Genomic DNA, 18,598 nt, shown 5'->3' on the forward strand with positions numbered 1-18,598 from the left:
GGACCTGACGGCCCGGTTGCGCGCCGCCGGGCTGGCCGTGACGACCCCGGCCGCGGCGGTGGTCTCGGTGCCGGCGCCCTCGCCTGAGGCGGCGGTGCGCTGGGCAGACGACTGCCGGGCGGCCGGCGTGTGGGTCGGGTGCTTCCGGCCGCCGTCGGTGCCGGACCAGGCGTCCCGGCTGCGGTTGACGGCCCGGGCCGACCTCACGGAGGCGGACCTCGACCGGGCCGTCGAGGTGATCACCCGGTGCGCGCCGCCCGGGGCCGCCGCATCGTGATGTGCTCGATGCCGACGTCGTCGTACGGCTCGCCGTCGGGCTCGAAGCCGAACCGGACGTAGAAGTCCTGCGCGTAGGTCTGCGCGCCCAGCACGACGTCCGCGTCGCCGACCCGCTCCAGCGCCGCCGCCATCAGCAGCCCGCCGAGACCCCGCCCGCGCGCGGCCTTGGTCGTGCAAACGCGGCCGATCCGCCAGCCGCCGCCCGGTTCGCGCAGCAGCCGCAGGTAGGCCTCCGGCTCGCCCGTCGGCGGCCCCCACAGATGGATCGTGTCGGGCAGCAGGTCGCGGCCGTCCAGCTCGGAGTAGGCGCACTCCTGCTCGACCACGAACACGTCCACGCGCAGCCTGAGCAGCGCGTACAGCCGGTCGGCCGGCAGCTCGTCGCCGGCGGCGAAAGTCAGCTCCACATCCGACTGGATATCAGATGTGCTCGGCGAGGACGTCGGCGTAGGCGGCGACCCGCGTGTAGACGCCCGGCTTGCCCGGCGCCGCGCAGCCCTCGCCCCACGACGTGATGCCGACGAGCCGGCCGTCGACGACCAGCGGGCCGCCCGAGTCGCCCTGGCACGTGTCGACGCCGCCCGCGGCCACACCCGCGCAGGCCATCGCCGCGGCCTTGAACGACGGGTAGGACCGCACGCAGTCGGCGTCGCCGATGAACGGCACCTCGGCCTTGAGCAGGAACCGCGACGCCTGGCCGTCCGCGGCCACCCGGCCCCACCCCAGGATCGTGCCGACCACGCCCGGCGCGTAGAGGTCCGCGTCGTCCGCCTCAGCCGGGTCGATGGTCTGGTACGGCAGCTGCCGCTCGAGCGTGAGCACCGCGACGTCGGCGCCGGACCGGACGTCGGTGAAGTCCGGGTGCACCCAGATCTCGTTCACCGCGCTGGTCGTGCCCGCGTCGCTCTCCTTGTCCTCGCGGCCCGCGACGACCACGACGTCGGCCGGCTTTCGGCCGACCGCACAGTGGGCGGCCGTGACCACCTTGTCGTCGTCGACCAGCGTGCCGCCGCAGTACTGGAAGCCGTCGGCCGTGGTCAGGAACACCGTGTAGCTGTGGTCGGCGATGCTCGCCCGCTTGCCGCCGACGATCTGCTGGTCGGCACCCGCCTGGCCGAGCCCGACCACGACGGCCCCCGTGACGATCATGCCCGCGGCGAGCAACAGCCGCGTGACCCGGGAGGTAGCCCCCATGTCATCTCCTCACACTGGTCGACACTGCATCGGCACTGCCCAAGCAGGCTGTCCCGGGGGCCGTGGGCACGGCAACTTGACCATGTAGCTGAACCGGGTGAAATCGGCAGTCGGGCATGCTGGAGGGGTGGGTTCGTCGCGCCTCGTGCCGCTCGTGCTCGTGCTGGCCATCGCGGCCTGCACGGCCGGTGAGCCACCCACGCCCACGCCGCGGTCCGCACCCACCACGACCAGCACGGCCGGCGGCTCGACCCGCGCCTCGCCTCCGCCCGTCGCCCCGTCGTGGGTCGTCGGCGCCGAGCCGTTGCCGCTGCGTCCCGACGGCTTCGGCCAGGTGCGGCCGACCCCGCGGCCGCTCGTGGACCGCCGGCTGCCGACCGTCGACCGCCTGCCGACCCGGCGCGGCGACCGCTACCGGGCGACCGTGCGCAAGGTGCCGGTCGACGTGCTCGCGCGCAGCACCTGGCACGGCGGGTGCCCGGTGGCGGTGGCCGAGCTGCGGTATCTCACGATGTCGTTCCGCGGCTTCGACGGCCGGGCGCACACCGGGGAGATGATCGTCAACCGGACGTTCGCGGACGAGGTGACGCGGGCGTTCCGGGTGCTGTACGACGCGCGGTTCCCGCTCGAGGAGATGCGCGTGGTCGACCGGCCCGAGCTGGACGCGCCGCCGACCGGGGACGGCAACAACACCACGGCGTTCGTGTGCCGCGACGCCGTCGGGCTGCGGCGCTGGTCGGCGCACGCGCTGGGGCTCGCGGTCGACGTCAACCCGTTCCACAACCCGTACCGGCGCGGCGACCTCGTGCTGCCCGAGCTCGCGTCATCCTATCTGGACCGCGCGCGGGGCCGCCCCGGCATGATCGCGCCCGGCGACGTGGTGGTCCGCGCGTTCGCCGCGATCGGCTGGCGGTGGGGCGGCGAGTGGTCGGCTCCCGTCGACCTACAACACTTCTCCGCCACCGGCGACTAGCCCCCGCAGCACGACCTCCAAGCCGCGGCGGTACTCCTCGTCCGCGTCCAGCCGCGCGGCCTCGGCGGCCGTCTCGGACAGTAGCGGGTAGTCCACATCGGACAGTCGGGCCATCGCCGCGGCGCCGGCGCCCGACAGCGGGGCGTAGTACTCGTTCTGCAGCACGCCGAGCAGGAAGCTGATCACCGTGCGCTGCGCGACCACCCGTTGCCGGCCGCGGAAGCCGGCCTCGGTCAGTACCGCCAGCATCGCCTCGATCAGACGGGTCGACGAGGGCGCGGCGTGCCGGTGCCGGACCAGCAGCGGCACCGTCGCCGGGTGCGCGCGCACCGCGTCGCGCAGCCGGGCCAGCAGGGTCGCGACCTGCTCGCGCCAGTCTCCCGCGGGCGGCGACACGTCGATCCCCGCGAGGACGTGCTCCACGACCAGAGTCTCGAGTTCGTCGCGGTCGGACACGTAGCGGTACAGCGACATCGTGGCCATGCCCAGGTCCTTGGCCACCGTGCGCATGGTGAGCGCGCCGAGCCCGTCGCGGTCGATCACCGCCAGCGTCGCGGTGGCGAGCCGCGCGGGAGTCAGCGAGCGGGGCCGGGGCACGGCTTGACAGCGTACAAGCTACGCGGATACTCGTAGATGTACGCCGTACGCCTACATCGAGGAGCCGTGACATGCGGAAGCTGACGACCATCGCGGGCACGACGGTGCCCTTACCCGACCCCGAACGTCTCGTGCACCTGCAGTTCCGGCGGTTCGCCGGCTGCCCGGTCTGCAACCTCCACCTGCGTTCGGTCGCGGCGCGCCACGACGAGATCCGCGCGGCCGGCATCCGCGAGGTCGTCGTGTTTCACTCCCCTGCCGACGAGCTCCGCGAGCACGCCGGCGACCTCCCGTTCGACGTGGTCGCCGACCCGGACAAGGACCTCTACCGCGAGTTCGGTGTCGAGTCCGCCCCGCGGGCGCTGCTGAGCCCACGTGCCTGGCCGACGATCGTCCGGGCGGTGCTGGTGGCGCTGCCCGCCGTGCTGCGCAAGGAGAAGCCTCCGCCACGCGGCCGGCCCGTGGGTGGACGGCTCGGCCTGCCCGGCGACTTCCTCATCGCCCCGGACAGCCGGGTCGTGGCGAGCAAGATCGGCAGCCACGCCGGCGACCAGTGGTCGGTGAACGAGCTGCTCTCCCTGGTGCCGTCGAACGTCTAGTCGCCGTTCCCGTTGGAGTCGTCGCGAGTGGACTGACCGCCGCCGAAGCGGTTGAAGACCTTGCCGGCCGCGCCGGAGACCGCCTCGCCCACGTCGCTCAGCACCTGGGCCAGCGGGTCGGTCGAGTTCGACCACGAGTCCTTGTAGGACCGTCCGGCGGCGCGGACGTCGTCCATCATGGACGACGACGGCGTGTCGTCGGCGCGGCGCAGGTAGTCGCCGGCCAGGATCGCGCGGTACTCCTCCGACGCGGCCCAGCGCTGCAGCTGCGCGGCCCGCACGACTGCGAACGGGTGGCTCATCCCCTCGACCGTCATCAGCTTGAGGATGCTGTCGCGGATGTCGTCGACTTCCTCGTACTCCTTGGCCTGGTTCATGAACTCGGGGATGTCGATGTCCGACATCGACGTGCCGCCGGCCATGTACACGTGCTGGCGCAGCGCCGCGGCCGGGTCCTGGCTGACCAGCAGGCCCGCACGGTCCGCGGTCAGCTCCGCCTTGCGGAACCACTCCAGCAGCGCCGCGATCACCGCGCGCAGCCCGAGCGCGCCGATCGGCACCCACTGGACTGTGGCCTGCAGGCGCAGCAGCCGCATCAGCAGCGTGCGCAACACGTTGTGGCCGGACAGGATGTGCCCGGTCTCGTGGCCGACCACGCAGCGCAGGCTGTCCAGGTCGAGCGACTCGACGATGCCGGTGGTGAGCACGATGAACGGCTTGTCGATGCCGATCGCGTAGCCGTTGGCCCGCGGGTCGCGGGCGATGTACAGCTCCGGCATCGTGTCCAGGTCGAGCGACTCGGCGGCGTCGACGCGCAGCTGGTTGATCTTGGGGTACTGCTTCTCGCCGACTCGGATCGCGGACGCTACGGCGTAGAGCCGCTCCGCGCGCTCGTTCCACATGCCGGCCACGGCCTTGAGCACCGACGCGATGCCGGGCACCGCACGCAGCGTCGCCATCGCGCCCCGGTCGGCCGGGTGCTCGTAGGCCCGCGGGCTGATCCCCGGGAACCGCACCCGCGTCGAGCTCCGTTCGACCTCGTTCTCGGACATCGCGCCTCTCCCCTCGGTCTCCGTCCAGCCTATGCCCGCGTCGACCTCGGCGTGGCCGATCCGCCGCGACTAGGGTGGTGGGCGCCCGAAACGATCACTCTCCCGGGAGATGACGATGAGCCTCGAGCGTCCCGTTGCGCCCGACCCCTACGAGCTCCTGCCGGCCGTCGGCTCGTTCACGGTGACATCGACCGACGTCAGCGGCGGCGAGCAGCTGCCGGCGAGCGCGGTGCACGACAGCGCGGGCGGCCAGAACGTCTCGCCGCAGCTGTCCTGGTCGGGCTTTCCCGAGGGCACCCGCAGCTTCGTGGTCACCTGCTTCGACCCGGACGCGCCGATCCCCGGCGGCTTCTGGCACTGGATCGCGGTGAACCTGCCGGCCTCGACGACCGAGCTGGCCGCGGGCGCGGGTGCCGACGACGCGAGCCTGCCCGGCGACGGCTTCCACGTGCGCAACGACATGTCGGCCCCCGCGTTCGCCGGCGCCGCACCACCCCAGGGCGACCAGCCGCACCGGTACTACTTCGTTGTGCACGCGGTGGACGTGGACGCCCTCGAGGTCGACGAGAACGCCTCGGCCGCGGTGGTGAGCTTCAACCTGGCCTTCCACACGCTCGCCCGTGCGATCATTACGCCGACCTTTCGGCACTGAGGTCGGGGAACACCGACCGGCCCCGGCGATGTTGGATGGTCACGTGACGCACTTCGACTTGGTCATCATCGGCACCGGCTCCGGCAACTCCATCCTCGACGAGCGGTTCGCCGGCTGGCGGGTCGCGATCGTCGAGCGGGGCGTGTTCGGCGGCACCTGCCTGAACGTCGGCTGCATCCCGACCAAGATGTTCGTGCACACCGCCGACCTCGCGGCCACCCCGGCGGCGTCGGCGAAGCTCGGCGTGGACTCCGAGCTGCGCGAGGTGCGCTGGACCGACATCCGGGACCGGATCTTCGGCCGCATCGACCCGATCGCCGCCGGCGGGGGCGAGTACCGGCGCACGCACGAGGACAACGCGAACGTCACGGTCTACGACGGGACCGCCCGGTTCACCGGCCCGCGCACGCTGGCGGTCTCCGGCGTCACCGAAGAGGTCGCCGAGGAGATCACCGCCGACCGGATCGTGCTCGCCAACGGCGGCCGGCCGATCGTGCCGCCGGAGCTCGGGGACCTGGAGCTCGGCACCGACATCCACACCAGCGACACGATCATGCGCCTGGACGAGCTGCCCCGGCGCATGGTGATCGTCGGCACCGGGTTCGTCGCCGCCGAGTTCGCGCACGTGTTCTCCGCGTTCGGCGTGGACGTCACGATCATCGGCCGCTCCGGGGTGCTGCTGCGGCACGAGGACGCGGACGTCAGCCGGCGGTTCACCGAGCTGGCCGGCCAGCGATGGGACCTGCGGATGAACCGCACGCTGCTGAGCGCGTCCCGGGTGGCCGGCGGCATCCGGGTGGAGCTCGCCGCCGTTGACGGCCCGGAGTCGATCGAGACCGATGTCGTGCTGGTGGCGATCGGCCGCACGCCGAACTCGGACACGCTCGACCTGCCGAACGCCGGCATCGAGGTGACGTCCGACGGGCACGTGGTGGTGGACGCGACCCAGCGCACGACGGCCGACGGCGTGTGGGCACTGGGCGACATCAGCTCGCCATACGAGCTGAAGCACGTGGCGAACCACGAGTCGCGGATCGTGCAGCACAACCTGCTGAACCCGGACGCGCCGATCGAGGCGGACCACCGGTTCGTGCCGCACGCGGTGTTCAGCTCGCCGCAGGTGGCCTCGGTCGGGCTGACCGAGCAGGAGGCCGAGTCCCGCGGCGTGCGGTACGTGACGTCCACACAGGACTACGCCGGGATCGCCTACGGCTGGGCGATGGAGGACACCACGGGCTTCGCGAAGCTGCTCGCCGACCCGTCGTCGGGGCAGCTGCTGGGCGCTCACATCATCGGCCCGCAGGCGTCCACGCTGATCCAGCCGCTCATCCAGGCGATGAGCTTCGGCCTCGACGCCCGGACCATGGCCCGCGGCCAGTACTGGATCCACCCGGCGATGCCGGAGCTGATCGAGAACGCGCTACTGAACCTGCCGCTTGTGTAGGGCGGCGAGTGCCAAAACGGTGACCACCCCGGCCACCAGCGACACACCGTGCAGGTCGGCGTCGAGCGCCAGCACCGTCGCCAAGCCCGAGGACGCGCCGAGCCCGGCCACCACGGGCACGTGGGGCAGCACGAGGGCGGCGACGGTGACCATCGCCAGGGCGCCCCAGATCCCCCCGACACCCAAGCCGCTCAGCGCGGCGACGTAGCAGCCCACCACTGTCACGGTCCACCGGCTCGCGTTCGGTGGGTCGGACAGCGACCAGCCCACCACCCCGCCGGCGAGCCCGCAGACGGCGATCGAGTAGCCGCCGCCGGGCTCGTGCCAGGCGTACGCGGCGACCTGGCCGGCCACCGTGCCCACCGCGAACAGGATCGCCCAGCGCCACCGGCCGAGCTGCCGTTCGGCGACCGCGCCGACCAGCGCCAGCGTGACCAGGTTCGTAACCACGTGGTACCAGCCCAGCGTCTGGACGAGCAACGGCGTCAGCAGTCGCCACCACTCACCGGCCGGCAGCCCGCCGGGGTCGCGTTGCAACGTCGGCACCGCGGCGGGCACCGCGTACTGCACCACCGCCGCCACGACGGCGACGCCGACCGCGCCGGCGGTGAGGACCGGGACTCGCATGTCTAGAAGGATGTTCGGCCGGCTCCTCGGTTGCCTCACCAGCTGGTGCGCAGGATCGGCAGGCCGGGTGGGGCGCCGTCCTCGATGAGGCGGGTCACGGCGGTCGTGTCCAGGTGCGTGTCGACCAGGTCGGCCAGCAGGTCCAGCTGGGCGTCGCGGAGCGCGGCGACCCGCGTGTCGGCGGCCGGCTCGAAGCCCTCGCGGCCGGCGCGGTCGGCCGCCCAGCGCAGCAGCTCCCGGCGGAAGCCGTCGTTGTCGAGCAGGCCGTGCCAGTGCGTCGCGGCGATCGGGCCGGCCAGGACGCCCTCGGCCGGGGCGATCAGCTGCGGCAGGTCGCCGCGCCGGGTGACCCGGCCGTGGTGGATCTCGTAGCCGGTCACCGGCTCGCCCAGCGCCACGCCGGCCGGGCGGGCCAAGGTCTTCGCCCGGTCGAACTCGACGTCCAGGTCGAGCAGGCCGAGGCCGGGCACCGACCCCGCGCCCGACTCGACCTCGTCGTCGATGCGGCGGGCGAGCATCTGGAAACCACCGCACACGGCCAGCAGCGGCCGGCCGGCGCGGACGTGGCGCACCACCGCGTCGGCCAGGCCCTGCCGGCGCAGCCAGGCCAGATCGTCCACTGTGGACTTCGTACCGGGCAGCACGACGAGGTCGGCGTCGGCGAGCCGCGACGGATCCGTGACGAACCGGACGGCGACTCCCGGCTCGCAGGCCAGCGCCTCCACGTCGGTGGCGTTCGAGATCCGCGGCAGTCGCACCACCGCCACCCGCAGCCACTGCTCCCCCGCCGGCGGGGACGGCCGGCCCAGCATGCCGTCCGCCGCGTAGGACAGCGAGTCCTCCGCCTCGAGCCACAGGTCCGGCCGCCACGGGAGCACGCCGAGCACGGGCCGGCCGGTCAGCTCGGTCAGCCGGGTGAGGCCGGGCGCCAGCAGCTCGAGCGAGCCGCGGAACTTGTTGACCACGAAGCCGGCGACGAGCGCCTGGTCCGCCGGGTCGAGCACGGCGAGCGTGCCGAACAGGTGCGCGAGCACCCCGCCTCGGTCGATGTCGCCGACGACGAGCAGCGGCAGCCCCGCCGCCCGAGCCAGGCCGAGGTTCGCGATGTCGCCGGCGCGCAGATTGATCTCCGCGGGTGAGCCGGCGCCCTCGCACACCACGACGTCGAACTCCGACCGCAGTCCGTCCAATGTGGACAGCACGGTGTCGAGCAGGTCGAACCGCCGGTAGGACGACGCGTCCGCCACCCCGACCGGCCGGCCGAGCACGACGACCTGCGAGCTGCGGTCCGAGCCGGGCTTGAGCAGCACCGGGTTGAACCGCACGCTCGGCTCCAGCCCGCAGGCCGCGGCCTGCATCGCCTGCGCCCGGCCGATCTCGCCGCCGTCTGGCGTGACGGCGGAGTTGTTCGACATGTTCTGCGCCTTGAACGGCGCCACCGCCGCGCCACGGCGCGCGAGCCAGCGGCACAGCCCGGCCACCAGCACGCTCTTGCCGGCGTCCGAGGACGTGCCGGCGACCAACAACGCACCGCCCATCTCCCGCTCCCTCCGCCGTGCCGTCTGCCATCATCGCGGTCATGCCCGCGCCCACGATCACCGCCGTACTGGTGCACAGCCCGTTCCTCGGGCCGGCCAGCCTGCGCCCGCTCGCCGACGCGCTCGCCGCGCACGGCCACCCGGCGGTGCTGCTGGACCTGCGGCCGAGCGTGGTGTCCGCGCCGGTGCACCAGGTACTGGTCGGCTCGTTCGCCGACGCGATGAGCGAGGAGGAGTTGACCGGGCCGGTGGTGCTGATCGGGCACAGCGGGGCCGGCCCGCTGCTGCCGGCGTTCGCGGACGCGCTCGAGGACACGGTGACCGGCCTGGTGTTCGTCGACGCCGGGCTGCCCACTCCCGGCCGCAGCTGGCGCGACACGGTGCCCGCGGAGCTGTACCCGCGGCTGAAGGCGGCGTCGCGGGAGGGGCAGCTGCCGCGCTGGCATCGCTGGTTCTCGCCGGACCCGCTCGAGCTGGTCGACGACGAGGAGCTGCGGGCCGAGATCGCGGACGAGGCGCCCGCGGTGCCGGTGGCGTTCCTCAAGGAGCCGCGGCCGGACGTCGAGTGGTCCGGGCCCGCGGGCTACGTCGCGCTGTCGTCGGCCTACGAGGCGGACGTCGACGCGGCGTCCGGGCTCGGTTGGCCGGTACGCCGCCTCGACTCCCACCACCTGGCGCCGGCCACCGATCCCGACCCGGTCGCGGTGGCCGTGCTCGAGGTGCTGGCGGAGCTGCTCAGGGCAGCGTGAGGATCTCGGCGCCGTCGTCGGTGACCACGAGGGTGTGCTCGAACTGGGCGGTCCAGCTCTTGTCCTTGGTGGTGACCGTCCAGCCGTCGTCCCAGATGTCGTAGTCGATGCCGCCGAGGGTGATCATCGGCTCGATCGTGAAGGTCATGCCCTTCTCGATGAGGGTTTCGACGCTGGGCTCCTCGTAGTGCAGGATGACCAGCCCGCTGTGGAACGACCGGGCGATGCCGTGCCCGGTGAAGTCGCGGACGACGCCGTAGTCGAACCGCTTGGCGTACGCCTCGATGACGCGACCGATCACGTTCAGCCGCCGGCCGGGGCGGACGGCCTTGATGGCGCGCATGGTCGCCTCGTGGGTCCGCTCGACGAGCAGCCGGACCTCGTCGTCGACCTCGCCGGCCAGGAAGGTGGCGTTGGTGTCGCCGTGGACGCCGCCGATGAACGCGGTGACGTCGATGTTGACGATGTCGCCGTCCTGGATCTCGGTGGTGTCCGGGATGCCGTGGCAGATCACCTCGTTGAGGGACGTGCAGCACGACTTGGGGAACCGCCGGTAGCCCAGCGTGGACGGGTAGGCGCCGTGGTCGAGGAGGAACTCGTGCACCACGGCGTCGACGTCGTCGGTGACGGCGCCGGGCTTGACGGCCTTGCCGCCCTCCTGGAGCGCCTGCGCGGCGATCCTGCCGGCGACCCGCATGGCCTCGATCGTCTCGTCGGTCTGCGCCCAGGGCTCGGTGTTGCGCTGCGGCGCGGGCTTGTCCACGTACTCGGGCCGTGCGATCGAGGACGGAACCTGCCGCCGCGGCGACTGGACGCCGGGCTTGAGTGGAGCACGTACGGACATGGCCCCACCCTACGATGCCCTCCCCGACCCGCGTGACGAACGGCCGAACCGGCGCCGCCGCACGGGGTTGCGCGCCTGCGCGGGTCAGCGCAACGCGGTCAGGAAACGGGTCGCGGCCTCCACCGCCCGGGTGGACGCGCCCGCGTCGGTCAGCAGGATCGCGAAGGCGAGGTCGCCGCGGAAGGCCACGTACCAGGCGTGCGCGTGCCGGCCGTCGCCGAACTGCGCGGTGCCCGTCTTGCCCCGGACGTCCGGGAAGCTCGCCAGCGCCGGCGTCCGCCGGGTGACCTCCTGCATCATCGAGCGCATCGCGGTCAGGACCTGCGGGTCGACCGGCTCCGGGTCCGCCACGTCCGACTCCGTGCTGGAACCGGCCAGCAGCTTCGGGGTCGGCATCTCGCCCGCCGCCACCGTGGCCGCGACCAGCGCCATGCCGAAGGGGCTCGCCACCACCCTGCCCTGGCCGAACCCGTCCTCCGCACGCTCCACGACGTCCGTCGCGGGCGGCACCGAGCCGGTGACCGTCGTCGCGCCGCGCATCACGAAGTCGGCGCCCAGCCCAAGGCGGCGGGCGGTGTCGGTCAACGCCGACGGCTCCAGCTCGGTCGCGAGCTTCGCGAACGTCGTGTTGCAGGAGAACGCGAAAGCGCTGTGCAGCGGGATCGTGCCCTTGTCGAACCGGTTGTGGTTCGGCACCACCCGGCCGTCGATCGTCACCGTGCTCGGGCAGCCGACGCGCGCGGTCGGCTGCGTCTTGCCCGCCTCGATGCCCGCGATCGCGGTCACGATCTTGAACGTCGACCCGGGCGGGTAGCGCCCGGTCAGCGCCAGCGCGCCCTGCGCGTCCGCCGGCGCGTTCTGCGCCACGGCCAGCAGCTCGCCCGTCGACGCCTGCATCGCCACCAGCATCGACGGGGTCTTCACGGCCGCCAGGGCCGACTGTGCGGCGTTCTGTGCCTTGACGCTCAGCGTGACGCGCGCCGCCTCCGCGGGCTCGGCCGCCTTCGAGAACAGCTCCGACACCTCGGCGCCCGACACGTCCGTCGTGATCACCCGCCAGCCGGCCTTGCCGATCAGCTCGTCCTCGACCAGCTTGCGGACGCCCGGGAGCAGCGCGGGCGCCAGCAACTTGTCGTCCGGGAGCAGGCGCGGGGACGCGGTGAACCGCACCCCGGGCAGGTCGTAGATCCGCGGCTTCACCCGCTCGTAGTCCGTCGACCGGAGCGCGAGCACCTGGTATGGCTGACCCTCCGGCACCTTGCTCGCACCGTCCAAGATGGACTTCTGGGTGATCGTCCGGTCGTACCCGCCCACCGCGTCCGCGAGCGAGCCGGCCACCGCCTCCGCGTCCCCGGCCTTCGCCGGTTCGAACAGCACCGAGACGACCCGTTCGGGCGACATCACCGGGACGCCCTCGCGGTCCAGCACGGGCGCGAGGTCGGGCTGCTGGTTCTGCAGGGCGATCGACTGCTGCTCGCCGAGCTCGGGGTGCACGGCCGTGGTGGACCAGTGCACCTTCCACGCGTCGTCCTCGCCGCGCAGCTCCAGCCGGCCCTCGTACTCCCACCGGCGGTCGTTCCCGAAGTCCCACGTGACGTCGAAGTCCGCCTTCGCCGTGGTCTCGCTGGTCTCGACCGCGCCCAGCTGCGCGGACACCTTCCGCGGCGCGAGGTCGGCGCGCAGGCTCGACAGCAGCTTCTTCGCCGAGTCCGGCGAGTCGGTCAGGTTCGCCGCCGCCCCGTTGTCACCCCGCGCGAAGGCGCCCAGGTAGTCCGCCGCGATGTCCTCGGCCGTCGGCCCGGAGTCGCCGAACACCCCGCAACCGGCGACGGGCAGCACGAGCAGGACCGCGGCGAGGACACCGGCCGCACGGCGATGGGAGACGCGCACGTCGGAGAGTATGGCCGACTCTCACGAAGCGGTTAAAACAACACGGTGGCGTACTGCCCGACCCGGCGGAAGCCGATCCGGCGGTAGGCCGACTGCGCCACCGCGTTGTAGGCGTTGACGTACAGGCTCGCGGTGCGCCCGAGCCCCCGGACGAGCCGGTTGACCACGGCCGCCGTCCCCGCAGTGCCCATGCCGTGCCCGCGACGGTCGGGGTGCACCCACACGCCCTGGATCTGGCCGACCGCGTTGGACAGCGCGCCGATCTCCGCCTTGAACACCACCTCGCCGCCCTCGAAGCGGGCGAACGCGCGGCCGGCCGCGATCAGCTCGGCGACCCGGGCGCGGTAGCTCACCCCGCCGTCGCCGGCCCGCGGGTCGACGCCGACCTCCTCGATGAACATGGCGACGGCCGCCGGCAGATAGCGGTCGAGCTCGTCCGGTCGCACGGGCCGAACCTGCTGGTCGGCCCGGATGCGCGCGGGGTTGGACGTCGACATCAGCGGCTGGTCGTCGCGCACCTCGCGCGCCGGCCCCCAGTCGAGCTCCAACTCCGACCACAGGCCAAGGACCTGCTCCGCCGGGCCGACGACCGACGAGCACATCCGCCGCCGGCGCAGCGCCCGGTCGGCGAACGCACGCAGCGCGGACCGGTTGCCCTGCAACGGGATCAGGTTCGAGCCGGCGAAGCAGAGGGAGTCCAGCCGGCCATTGCGGAACCCGCGCGGCTCGCAACCCCACAGCTCGCCGCCCAGCCGCCACGGGTCCATGCCGAGGGTCTCGATGCGCGAGGCGACCATGCAGGACGCGACCGGGTCCGCCGTGAGCATCGCGCGCACAGCCATCCGGTCCCGCTCGTCGAGCAGCCGCGCTCCAGCAAGCCGCAACACATCGCCAAGCGTGCCAGATGACCGGCGTCCGGGACAGCAGAGACCCGCCGACGCTAACCCGCATCAGAAATTCGCCCGATGGTGTCGATTCGGGCCGGCCTGCCCCGACGTGTCAGTGCGAAACCCGAACGGAAGGAGGCCGCCATGCGTTTCCTGGTCCTGGCCACGGCGGAGGGCGTCCCGCCCACCGCGGCCGCGCTGTGGCGGTACAACGAGGAGCTGGCGCGTGCCGGCGTGCTGCTCGCCGCGGACGTACCGGCCTCGAGCGCGCGGGGCGCCCGGGTGCGGTTCGCCGGTGGACGGGCCACGTTCGAGGAGTGCGAGGTCCCCGATCCGGCGAGCGGCTACTGGCTGATCGAGGTGGCGTCGCGGCGCGAGGCGCTGGCGTGGGTGCGCCGCTGCCCGTGCGATGGCGAGATCGAGATCCGCCGGGTGCTCGAGCCGGCCGACGCGGTGAGCCCGGAGCACGAGGACTACCTGCGCGCGCAGATCGCCTACCGGGTCCCCAGCCGATGAGTTTTCGCGCGGGGTGAAGTCTGTATCCACGAGACCCACCCACGAGCGCGGGAGACACACGATGCGGAAGCTGACCTACCTCATGAACGTGTCGCTGGACGGCTACATCGCCGCGGCGGGCGACGACATCGCGTGGAGCGTGCCGAGCGACGAGCTGCACCAGTGGTTCAACGACCAGACGCGCGAGTCCGGCGGCTCCCTGTACGGGCGCAAGCTGTGGGAGGTGATGAGCGCCTACTGGCCGACCGGCGACGAGCAGCCCGGCGCCACGCCGATAGAGATCGAGTACGCGCGGCTCTGGCGGGAGAAGCCGAAGGTGGTGTTCTCCTCGACGGTGGAGAAGGTCGACTGGAACACCCGCCTGGTGCGGGGCGACGCGGTCGCGGAGATCGCCCGGCTCAAGGCCGAGGACGGCGCCCCACTCGACATCGGCGGCGCGACGCTGGCCGGGGCGGCCATGCGGGCCGGGCTGATCGACGAGTACCTGCTGATGACCGCGCCGGTGCTGGTCGGCGGCGGCACGCCGTTCTTCTCGGCCTTGGACAGCTGGGTGAACCTGCGCCTGACCGAGACACGCCGGTTCCCGGACGACATCGTGCTGCTTCGTTATGAAGTAAAGCATTGACTTATATAAGTCGGTGCTGTTAGATTTCCCTCATGATCGACATTACTGCTGAGCTGGAAGTCATCCACCGTGAGGTCGTCAAGCGGCCGGGCGAGGACGGCGAGGTCGTCGGCGCGCTGCTGCGCCGGACGTACCCCGCCGCCTCCCCCGAGGACGTGTGGGAGGCGGTGACCGACCCGGACCGGGTGAAACGCTGGTTCATGCCGCTGAGCGGCGACCTGCGCGTCGGCGGGACCTTTCAGCTGGAGGGCAACGCCGGAGGCGAGATCCTCCGGTGCGAGCCGCCCAAGCTGCTCGAGCTGACCTTCGGCGGCCCGACGAGCCTGGTCGCGATCCGGCTGACGGCGCAGGGCGACGACACGGTGCTGGAGCTCGACCACACCGTGCCGATCGCGATGGCCGGCAGCGGCGCGGGCGCGCTCTTCGTGGGCCCCGGGTGGGACGGCGGGCTGCTCGCGCTGGGCCTGTACCTGCGCGGCGAGGTCAGCGACGACCCGGTCGCGGCGGCGAGCTCACCGGAGGGCCTGGCGTTCGCGGAGGGCGCCGTGCACGTGTGGAAGGGCGTGGTCGAGAGCTCGGGCACAGCCAACGCGGACGAGATCGAGGCGGCCCTCGGGATGGCACTCGCCCAGTTCGCCCCCGACACGGCCGAGCAGCACTGAGTCAGGAGACGGTCACCACGGGCTCGCCGGAGGCGGACTCGTCCGCCTCCTCGGCGATGCGCATGGCCTCCTCGATCAGCGTCTCCACGATCTGGTGTTCCGGGACGGTCTTGATGACCTTGCCATTCACGAAGATCTGGCCCTTGCCGTTGCCCGATGCCACCCCGAGGTCGGCCTCGCGGGCCTCGCCCGGGCCGTTCACCACGCAGCCCATCACCGCGACGCGAAGCGGCACCTCCATGCCCTCCAGCCCCGCGGTGACCTCGTCGGCCAGCTTGTAGACGTCCACCTGAGCCCGCCCGCACGACGGGCACGAGACGATCTCCAGCTTGCGCGGCCGCAGGTTCAGCGACTGCAGGATCTGCGCGCCGACCTTGACCTCCTCGACCGGCGGCGCGGACAGCGACACGCGGATGGTGTCGCCGATCCCCTGCCGCAGCAGCGCGCCGAACGCCACCGCCGACTTGATCGTGCCCTGGAACGCCGGCCCCGCCTCGGTGACGCCGAGGTGCAGCGGGTAGTCGCACTGCTCGGCGAGCAGCTCGTAGGCCCGCACCATGACCACCGGGTCGTTGTGCTTCACCGAGATCTTGATGTCGTGGAAGTCGTGCTCGGCGAACAGGGACGCCTCCCACAGCGCCGACTCCGCCAGCGCCTCGGGCGTCGCCTTGCCGTACTTCTTCAGCAGCCGCGGGTCCAGCGAGCCGGCGTTGACGCCGATGCGGATCGGCGTCCCGTGGTCGCGCGCGGCGGCCGCGATCTCGGCGACCTTGTCGTCGAACTTCTTGATGTTGCCGGGGTTCACCCGCACCGCCGCGCAGCCGGCCTCGATGGCCGCGAACACGTAGCGCGGCTGGAAGTGGATGTCCGCGATCACCGGGATCTGCGACTTGGCCGCGATGGCCGGCAGCGCCTCGGCGTCGTCCTGGGACGGACAGGCCACCCGCACGATGTCGCACCCGGCCGCGGTGAGCTCGGCGATCTGCTGCAAGGTCGCGTTCACATCGGCGGTGAGCGTGGTGGTCATCGACTGCACCGAGACCGGGTGCTCACTGCCGACGCCGACCTTGCCGACCATCAGCTGCCTGGTTCTCCGCCGCTCCGCCAGCACGGGCGGCGGAGTCGCGGGCATGCCCAGCATGATGCCTTCGGTCATGCTTTCAGCCTACTGAGGTATTCGGATCGGGTTCACGATGTCCGCTGTGACGGTCAACAAGGTGACGGCGCCGAAGATGACTACGACAACCAAGGTCACGGCGGACAACTTGGAGTAGTCGGCCGGACCCGCGGCCGGCTTGCCGCGCAGCGACCTCAGCCAGTCCCGGACCTTCTCGTAGAACAGGACCGCGATGTGCCCGCCGTCCAGCGGCAGCAGCGGGAGCAGGTTGAACACGCCGACGAAGAAGTTCAGCGTGGCGAGCAGCAGCAGGAACATCTCCCACAGCCCACGCTCCACCGCGTCGCCGCCGATGATGCTGGCGCCGACCACGCTGACCGGCGTCTCCGGGTCCCGCTCGGCGCCGCCGATCGCCTCGACGACCTTCGGGATCTTCTCCGGGAAGGCCAGCAGCCCGTTCCACACGCCGACGAACATCTCGCCGGTGAAGCTCGTCGCGCCGCCGAAGCCGTCGAGCGCGCCGTAGGTGTTCACGGCCGGCGGCAGGGCCACCGAGACGCCGATCGCGCCGACATCGCCCTGGGCTGTCGACACCTGGGCCACGTCGACGGTCAGCGTGACCGTCTCGGTCCCCCGCTTGACCACGAACTCGGCCGGCCCGGACAGCTTCTCGACCTTGGCGACCATGTCCTGCCAGGTCGGCGTCGGGGTGCCGTCGATGGACTGAACCAGGTCGCCCGGGCGCAGACCGGCGTCCTTGGCCGGCGCGGCGGCGTCCGGCGCACACTTGGACTGCGCCGTGGTGGTCTTGTCCACCACGCAGTCGTTGACGGTCCCGACCTCGGGCTTGACCGTGTTGACGTCGAAGCTCAGGTTCGGCAGGCCCATCGTGATGGCCATCAGGTACAGGATGATGAACCCGAGAATGAAGTGGGTGACCGAGCCGGCGACCATCACCACGAAGCGCTTCCACGTGGCGAAGCGCCACATCGCGCGCGGCGCCTCCTGCGGGGTCACCTCGTCGAGCGCGGTCATGCCGGCGATGTCGCAGAACCCGCCGGCCGGGATCGCCTTCAGGCCGTACTCGGTATCGCCCTTGCGGAACGACCAGAGCGTGGGGCCGAAGCCGATGAAGTACCGGCGCACACGCATCCCGAACATCTTGGCCGCGCCCATGTGGCCGGCCTCGTGCAGCGCGACGGAGATGCAGATTCCCAGCGCGAACAGGATGATCCCCAGGATCCACGCGAGCACGTTGTCAGTCCTCTCCCCGCCCGGTGGCCCCGAGCTCTGCCGTTGCACCTAGGCGCTGCCTGGCCTGGGCACGCGCCCAGCGCTCCGCGGCAAGCACCTCCTCGACCCCGGACGGTTCGCCGTGCCAGCCGTCCGCGGCGTCGAGCACTTGGTGCACAGTCTCCACGATGTCCGTGAAGGCCGTGTTTCCTTCGGTGAAGGCGGTGACCGCCTCCTCGTTCGCCGCGTTGTAGATCGCCGGCAGGCAGCCGCCCGCCTCGCCGGCCTGCCGGGCGAGCCGCACGGCCGGGAAGTTGTCGTCGTCCAGCGGCTCGAACGTCCAGGCCGACGCCGTGTCCCAGGTGTTCGGCCGGGCCGCGCCGGGCACCCGGTCCGGCCAGCCCAGGGCCAGCGAGATAGGCAGCCGCATGTCCGGCGGGCTGGCCTGGGCCAGCGTGGAGCCGTCGGTGAAGGTGACCATCGAGTGGATCACCGACTGCGGGTGCACGACCACGTCGATCCGCTCGTAGGGAACGTCGAACAGCAGGTGCGCCTCGATCAGCTCCAGGCCCTTGTTGACCAGGGTGGCCGAGTTGATCGTGACGACCGGGCCCATGTCCCAGGTCGGGTGGGCCATCGCGTCGGCGACCGTGACGTCGGTCAGGTCCGCGCTTCGCCGGCCGCGAAACGGCCCGCCCGACGCGGTCAGCACCAGCCGGTCGACCTCGCGGGTCTGCCCGCCACGCAGGCACTGGGCGATGGCCGAGTGCTCGGAGTCGACCGGCACGATCTGGCCCGGCTTCGCCGCCCGCAGCACGAGCGGGCCGCCGGCGATGAGCGACTCCTTGTTCGCGAGGGCGAGCGTGGCGCCGGTTGCGAGCGCACGCAGCGTCGGCTCGAGCCCGAGGGAGCCGGTGACGGCGTTGAGCACGATGTCGGCCGGCGTCGTGTCGATCAGCTCGGCGACCGCGTCCGGGCCGGCGAGGATGCGCGGCATCGGGAAGCCGCCGTGTTCGTAGCCCCGTCGCTTGGCCTCGGCGTAGAGGGCGAGCTGGACGTCCTCGGCCGCGGTCGAGCGGGAGACGGCCACCGCGCGGGCGCCCGTGGCCAGGGCCTGGGC

21 protein-coding genes are annotated in these 18,598 nt (G+C 72.2%); 9 read left to right on the top strand and 12 right to left on the bottom strand.

Going from position 1 to position 18,598, the window contains the following annotated elements; genetic code table 11:
• Positions 1-277: aminotransferase class I/II-fold pyridoxal phosphate-dependent enzyme (locus tag ACRDSK_RS20595; protein WP_431442839.1), on the top strand; the 277-nt coding region annotated here is incomplete at its 5' end.
• Here ACRDSK_RS20595 and ACRDSK_RS20600 read toward each other — a convergent pair.
• A complete protein-coding gene (locus ACRDSK_RS20600) occupies positions 240-686 on the bottom strand; it encodes a GNAT family N-acetyltransferase (protein ID WP_431442840.1) in 447 nt (148 codons plus the stop codon). The two genes, ACRDSK_RS20595 and ACRDSK_RS20600, sit on opposite strands and share 38 nt — an antisense overlap.
• Positions 687-699: 13 nt before the next feature.
• Positions 700-1,473 (bottom strand): S1 family peptidase, encoded by a 774-nt coding sequence (locus ACRDSK_RS20605; protein WP_431442841.1) that lies wholly within the window; start codon positions 1,471-1,473, stop codon positions 700-702.
• A 127-nt stretch (positions 1,474-1,600) separates the two neighbouring features.
• Here ACRDSK_RS20605 and ACRDSK_RS20610 point away from each other — a divergent pair, with 127 nt between their 5' ends.
• A complete protein-coding gene (locus tag ACRDSK_RS20610) occupies positions 1,601-2,446 on the top strand; it encodes a M15 family metallopeptidase (protein WP_431442842.1) in 846 nt (281 codons plus the stop codon).
• Here the strand turns inward: ACRDSK_RS20610 and ACRDSK_RS20615 are convergent.
• The gene (locus tag ACRDSK_RS20615; protein WP_431442843.1) at positions 2,417-3,043 is read right to left on the bottom strand and encodes a TetR/AcrR family transcriptional regulator; all 627 of its coding nucleotides are present in this window, start codon (positions 3,041-3,043) and stop codon (positions 2,417-2,419) included. The two genes, ACRDSK_RS20610 and ACRDSK_RS20615, sit on opposite strands and share 30 nt — an antisense overlap.
• Positions 3,044-3,114: 71 nt before the next feature.
• Between ACRDSK_RS20615 and ACRDSK_RS20620 the strand changes: the two genes are divergently transcribed.
• Positions 3,115-3,642 carry a peroxiredoxin-like family protein gene (locus ACRDSK_RS20620; RefSeq protein ID WP_431442844.1) on the top strand — a complete coding sequence of 176 codons (528 nt, stop codon included), beginning with the start codon at positions 3,115-3,117 and terminating at the stop codon, positions 3,640-3,642.
• Here the strand turns inward: ACRDSK_RS20620 and ACRDSK_RS20625 are convergent.
• Entirely contained in the window at positions 3,639-4,694 is a 1,056-nt protein-coding gene (locus ACRDSK_RS20625) for a M48 family metallopeptidase (protein WP_431442845.1), read from the bottom strand. The two genes, ACRDSK_RS20620 and ACRDSK_RS20625, sit on opposite strands and share 4 nt — an antisense overlap.
• 115 nt (positions 4,695-4,809) lie before the next feature.
• Here ACRDSK_RS20625 and ACRDSK_RS20630 point away from each other — a divergent pair, with 115 nt between their 5' ends.
• Together ACRDSK_RS20630 and ACRDSK_RS20635 are read left to right on the top strand one after the other, a co-directional pair.
• Positions 4,810-5,346 (top strand): YbhB/YbcL family Raf kinase inhibitor-like protein, encoded by a 537-nt coding sequence (locus tag ACRDSK_RS20630; RefSeq protein ID WP_431442846.1) that lies wholly within the window; start codon positions 4,810-4,812, stop codon positions 5,344-5,346.
• 43 nt (positions 5,347-5,389) lie between these two features.
• The gene (locus ACRDSK_RS20635; protein WP_431442847.1) at positions 5,390-6,790 is read left to right on the top strand and encodes a mycothione reductase; all 1,401 of its coding nucleotides are present in this window, start codon (positions 5,390-5,392) and stop codon (positions 6,788-6,790) included.
• Here ACRDSK_RS20635 and ACRDSK_RS20640 read toward each other — a convergent pair.
• Both ACRDSK_RS20640 and ACRDSK_RS20645 read right to left on the bottom strand, forming a co-directional pair.
• Positions 6,767-7,417, bottom strand: a complete 651-nt coding sequence (locus tag ACRDSK_RS20640) for a rhomboid family intramembrane serine protease (RefSeq protein WP_431442848.1) — start codon at positions 7,415-7,417, stop codon at positions 6,767-6,769. The genes ACRDSK_RS20635 and ACRDSK_RS20640 overlap by 24 nt on opposite strands.
• Positions 7,418-7,452: 35 nt before the next feature.
• The gene (locus tag ACRDSK_RS20645; protein ID WP_431442849.1) at positions 7,453-8,955 is read right to left on the bottom strand and encodes a cobyric acid synthase; all 1,503 of its coding nucleotides are present in this window, start codon (positions 8,953-8,955) and stop codon (positions 7,453-7,455) included.
• A gap of 41 nt (positions 8,956-8,996) precedes the next feature.
• Here ACRDSK_RS20645 and ACRDSK_RS20650 point away from each other — a divergent pair, with 41 nt between their 5' ends.
• Complete coding sequence (locus ACRDSK_RS20650; RefSeq protein WP_431442850.1) at positions 8,997-9,704, top strand: hypothetical protein; 708 nt, start codon at positions 8,997-8,999, stop codon at positions 9,702-9,704.
• On the opposite strand, the gene map is transcribed toward ACRDSK_RS20650, so the two are convergent.
• The 3 genes from map to ACRDSK_RS20665 all read right to left on the bottom strand — a co-directional run bounded on the left by map (position 9,691) and on the right by ACRDSK_RS20665 (position 13,325).
• Positions 9,691-10,548: a type I methionyl aminopeptidase gene (map, locus tag ACRDSK_RS20655; protein ID WP_431442851.1), complete on the bottom strand. Its 858-nt coding sequence runs from the start codon at positions 10,546-10,548 to the stop codon at positions 9,691-9,693. The two genes, ACRDSK_RS20650 and map, sit on opposite strands and share 14 nt — an antisense overlap.
• An 84-nt stretch (positions 10,549-10,632) precedes the next feature.
• Positions 10,633-12,438 carry a penicillin-binding transpeptidase domain-containing protein gene (locus tag ACRDSK_RS20660; protein ID WP_431442852.1) on the bottom strand — a complete coding sequence of 602 codons (1,806 nt, stop codon included), beginning with the start codon at positions 12,436-12,438 and terminating at the stop codon, positions 10,633-10,635.
• Between the two features lie 32 nt (positions 12,439-12,470).
• The gene (locus ACRDSK_RS20665) at positions 12,471-13,325 is read right to left on the bottom strand and encodes a GNAT family N-acetyltransferase (RefSeq protein WP_431442853.1); all 855 of its coding nucleotides are present in this window, start codon (positions 13,323-13,325) and stop codon (positions 12,471-12,473) included.
• A gap of 144 nt (positions 13,326-13,469) precedes the next feature.
• On the opposite strand from ACRDSK_RS20665, the gene ACRDSK_RS20670 reads away from it, so the two are divergent.
• From ACRDSK_RS20670 to ACRDSK_RS20680, 3 genes are all read left to right on the top strand, one after another.
• Positions 13,470-13,841: a YciI family protein gene (locus ACRDSK_RS20670; RefSeq protein WP_431442854.1), complete on the top strand. Its 372-nt coding sequence runs from the start codon at positions 13,470-13,472 to the stop codon at positions 13,839-13,841.
• A gap of 61 nt (positions 13,842-13,902) precedes the next feature.
• Positions 13,903-14,466: a dihydrofolate reductase family protein gene (locus tag ACRDSK_RS20675; protein ID WP_431442855.1), complete on the top strand. Its 564-nt coding sequence runs from the start codon at positions 13,903-13,905 to the stop codon at positions 14,464-14,466.
• A 32-nt stretch (positions 14,467-14,498) separates the two neighbouring features.
• Positions 14,499-15,128 (top strand): SRPBCC domain-containing protein, encoded by a 630-nt coding sequence (locus tag ACRDSK_RS20680; RefSeq protein WP_431442856.1) that lies wholly within the window; start codon positions 14,499-14,501, stop codon positions 15,126-15,128.
• Between the two features lies 1 nt (position 15,129).
• Here ACRDSK_RS20680 and ispG read toward each other — a convergent pair whose 3' ends face one another.
• The 3 genes from ispG to dxr all read right to left on the bottom strand — a co-directional run.
• Positions 15,130-16,284 (bottom strand): flavodoxin-dependent (E)-4-hydroxy-3-methylbut-2-enyl-diphosphate synthase, encoded by a 1,155-nt coding sequence (ispG, locus tag ACRDSK_RS20685; protein WP_431442857.1) that lies wholly within the window; start codon positions 16,282-16,284, stop codon positions 15,130-15,132.
• A 9-nt stretch (positions 16,285-16,293) separates the two neighbouring features.
• Complete coding sequence (locus tag ACRDSK_RS20690) at positions 16,294-17,499, bottom strand: M50 family metallopeptidase (protein ID WP_431442858.1); 1,206 nt, start codon at positions 17,497-17,499, stop codon at positions 16,294-16,296.
• Between the two features lie 4 nt (positions 17,500-17,503).
• Positions 17,504-18,598, bottom strand: a 1,095-nt coding sequence (dxr, locus tag ACRDSK_RS20695) for a 1-deoxy-D-xylulose-5-phosphate reductoisomerase (protein ID WP_431442859.1), incomplete at its 5' end; no start/stop codon positions are given.

Source organism: Actinophytocola sp., from assembly GCF_050699915.1.
Lineage (GTDB): Bacteria > Actinomycetota > Actinomycetes > Mycobacteriales > Pseudonocardiaceae > Actinophytocola.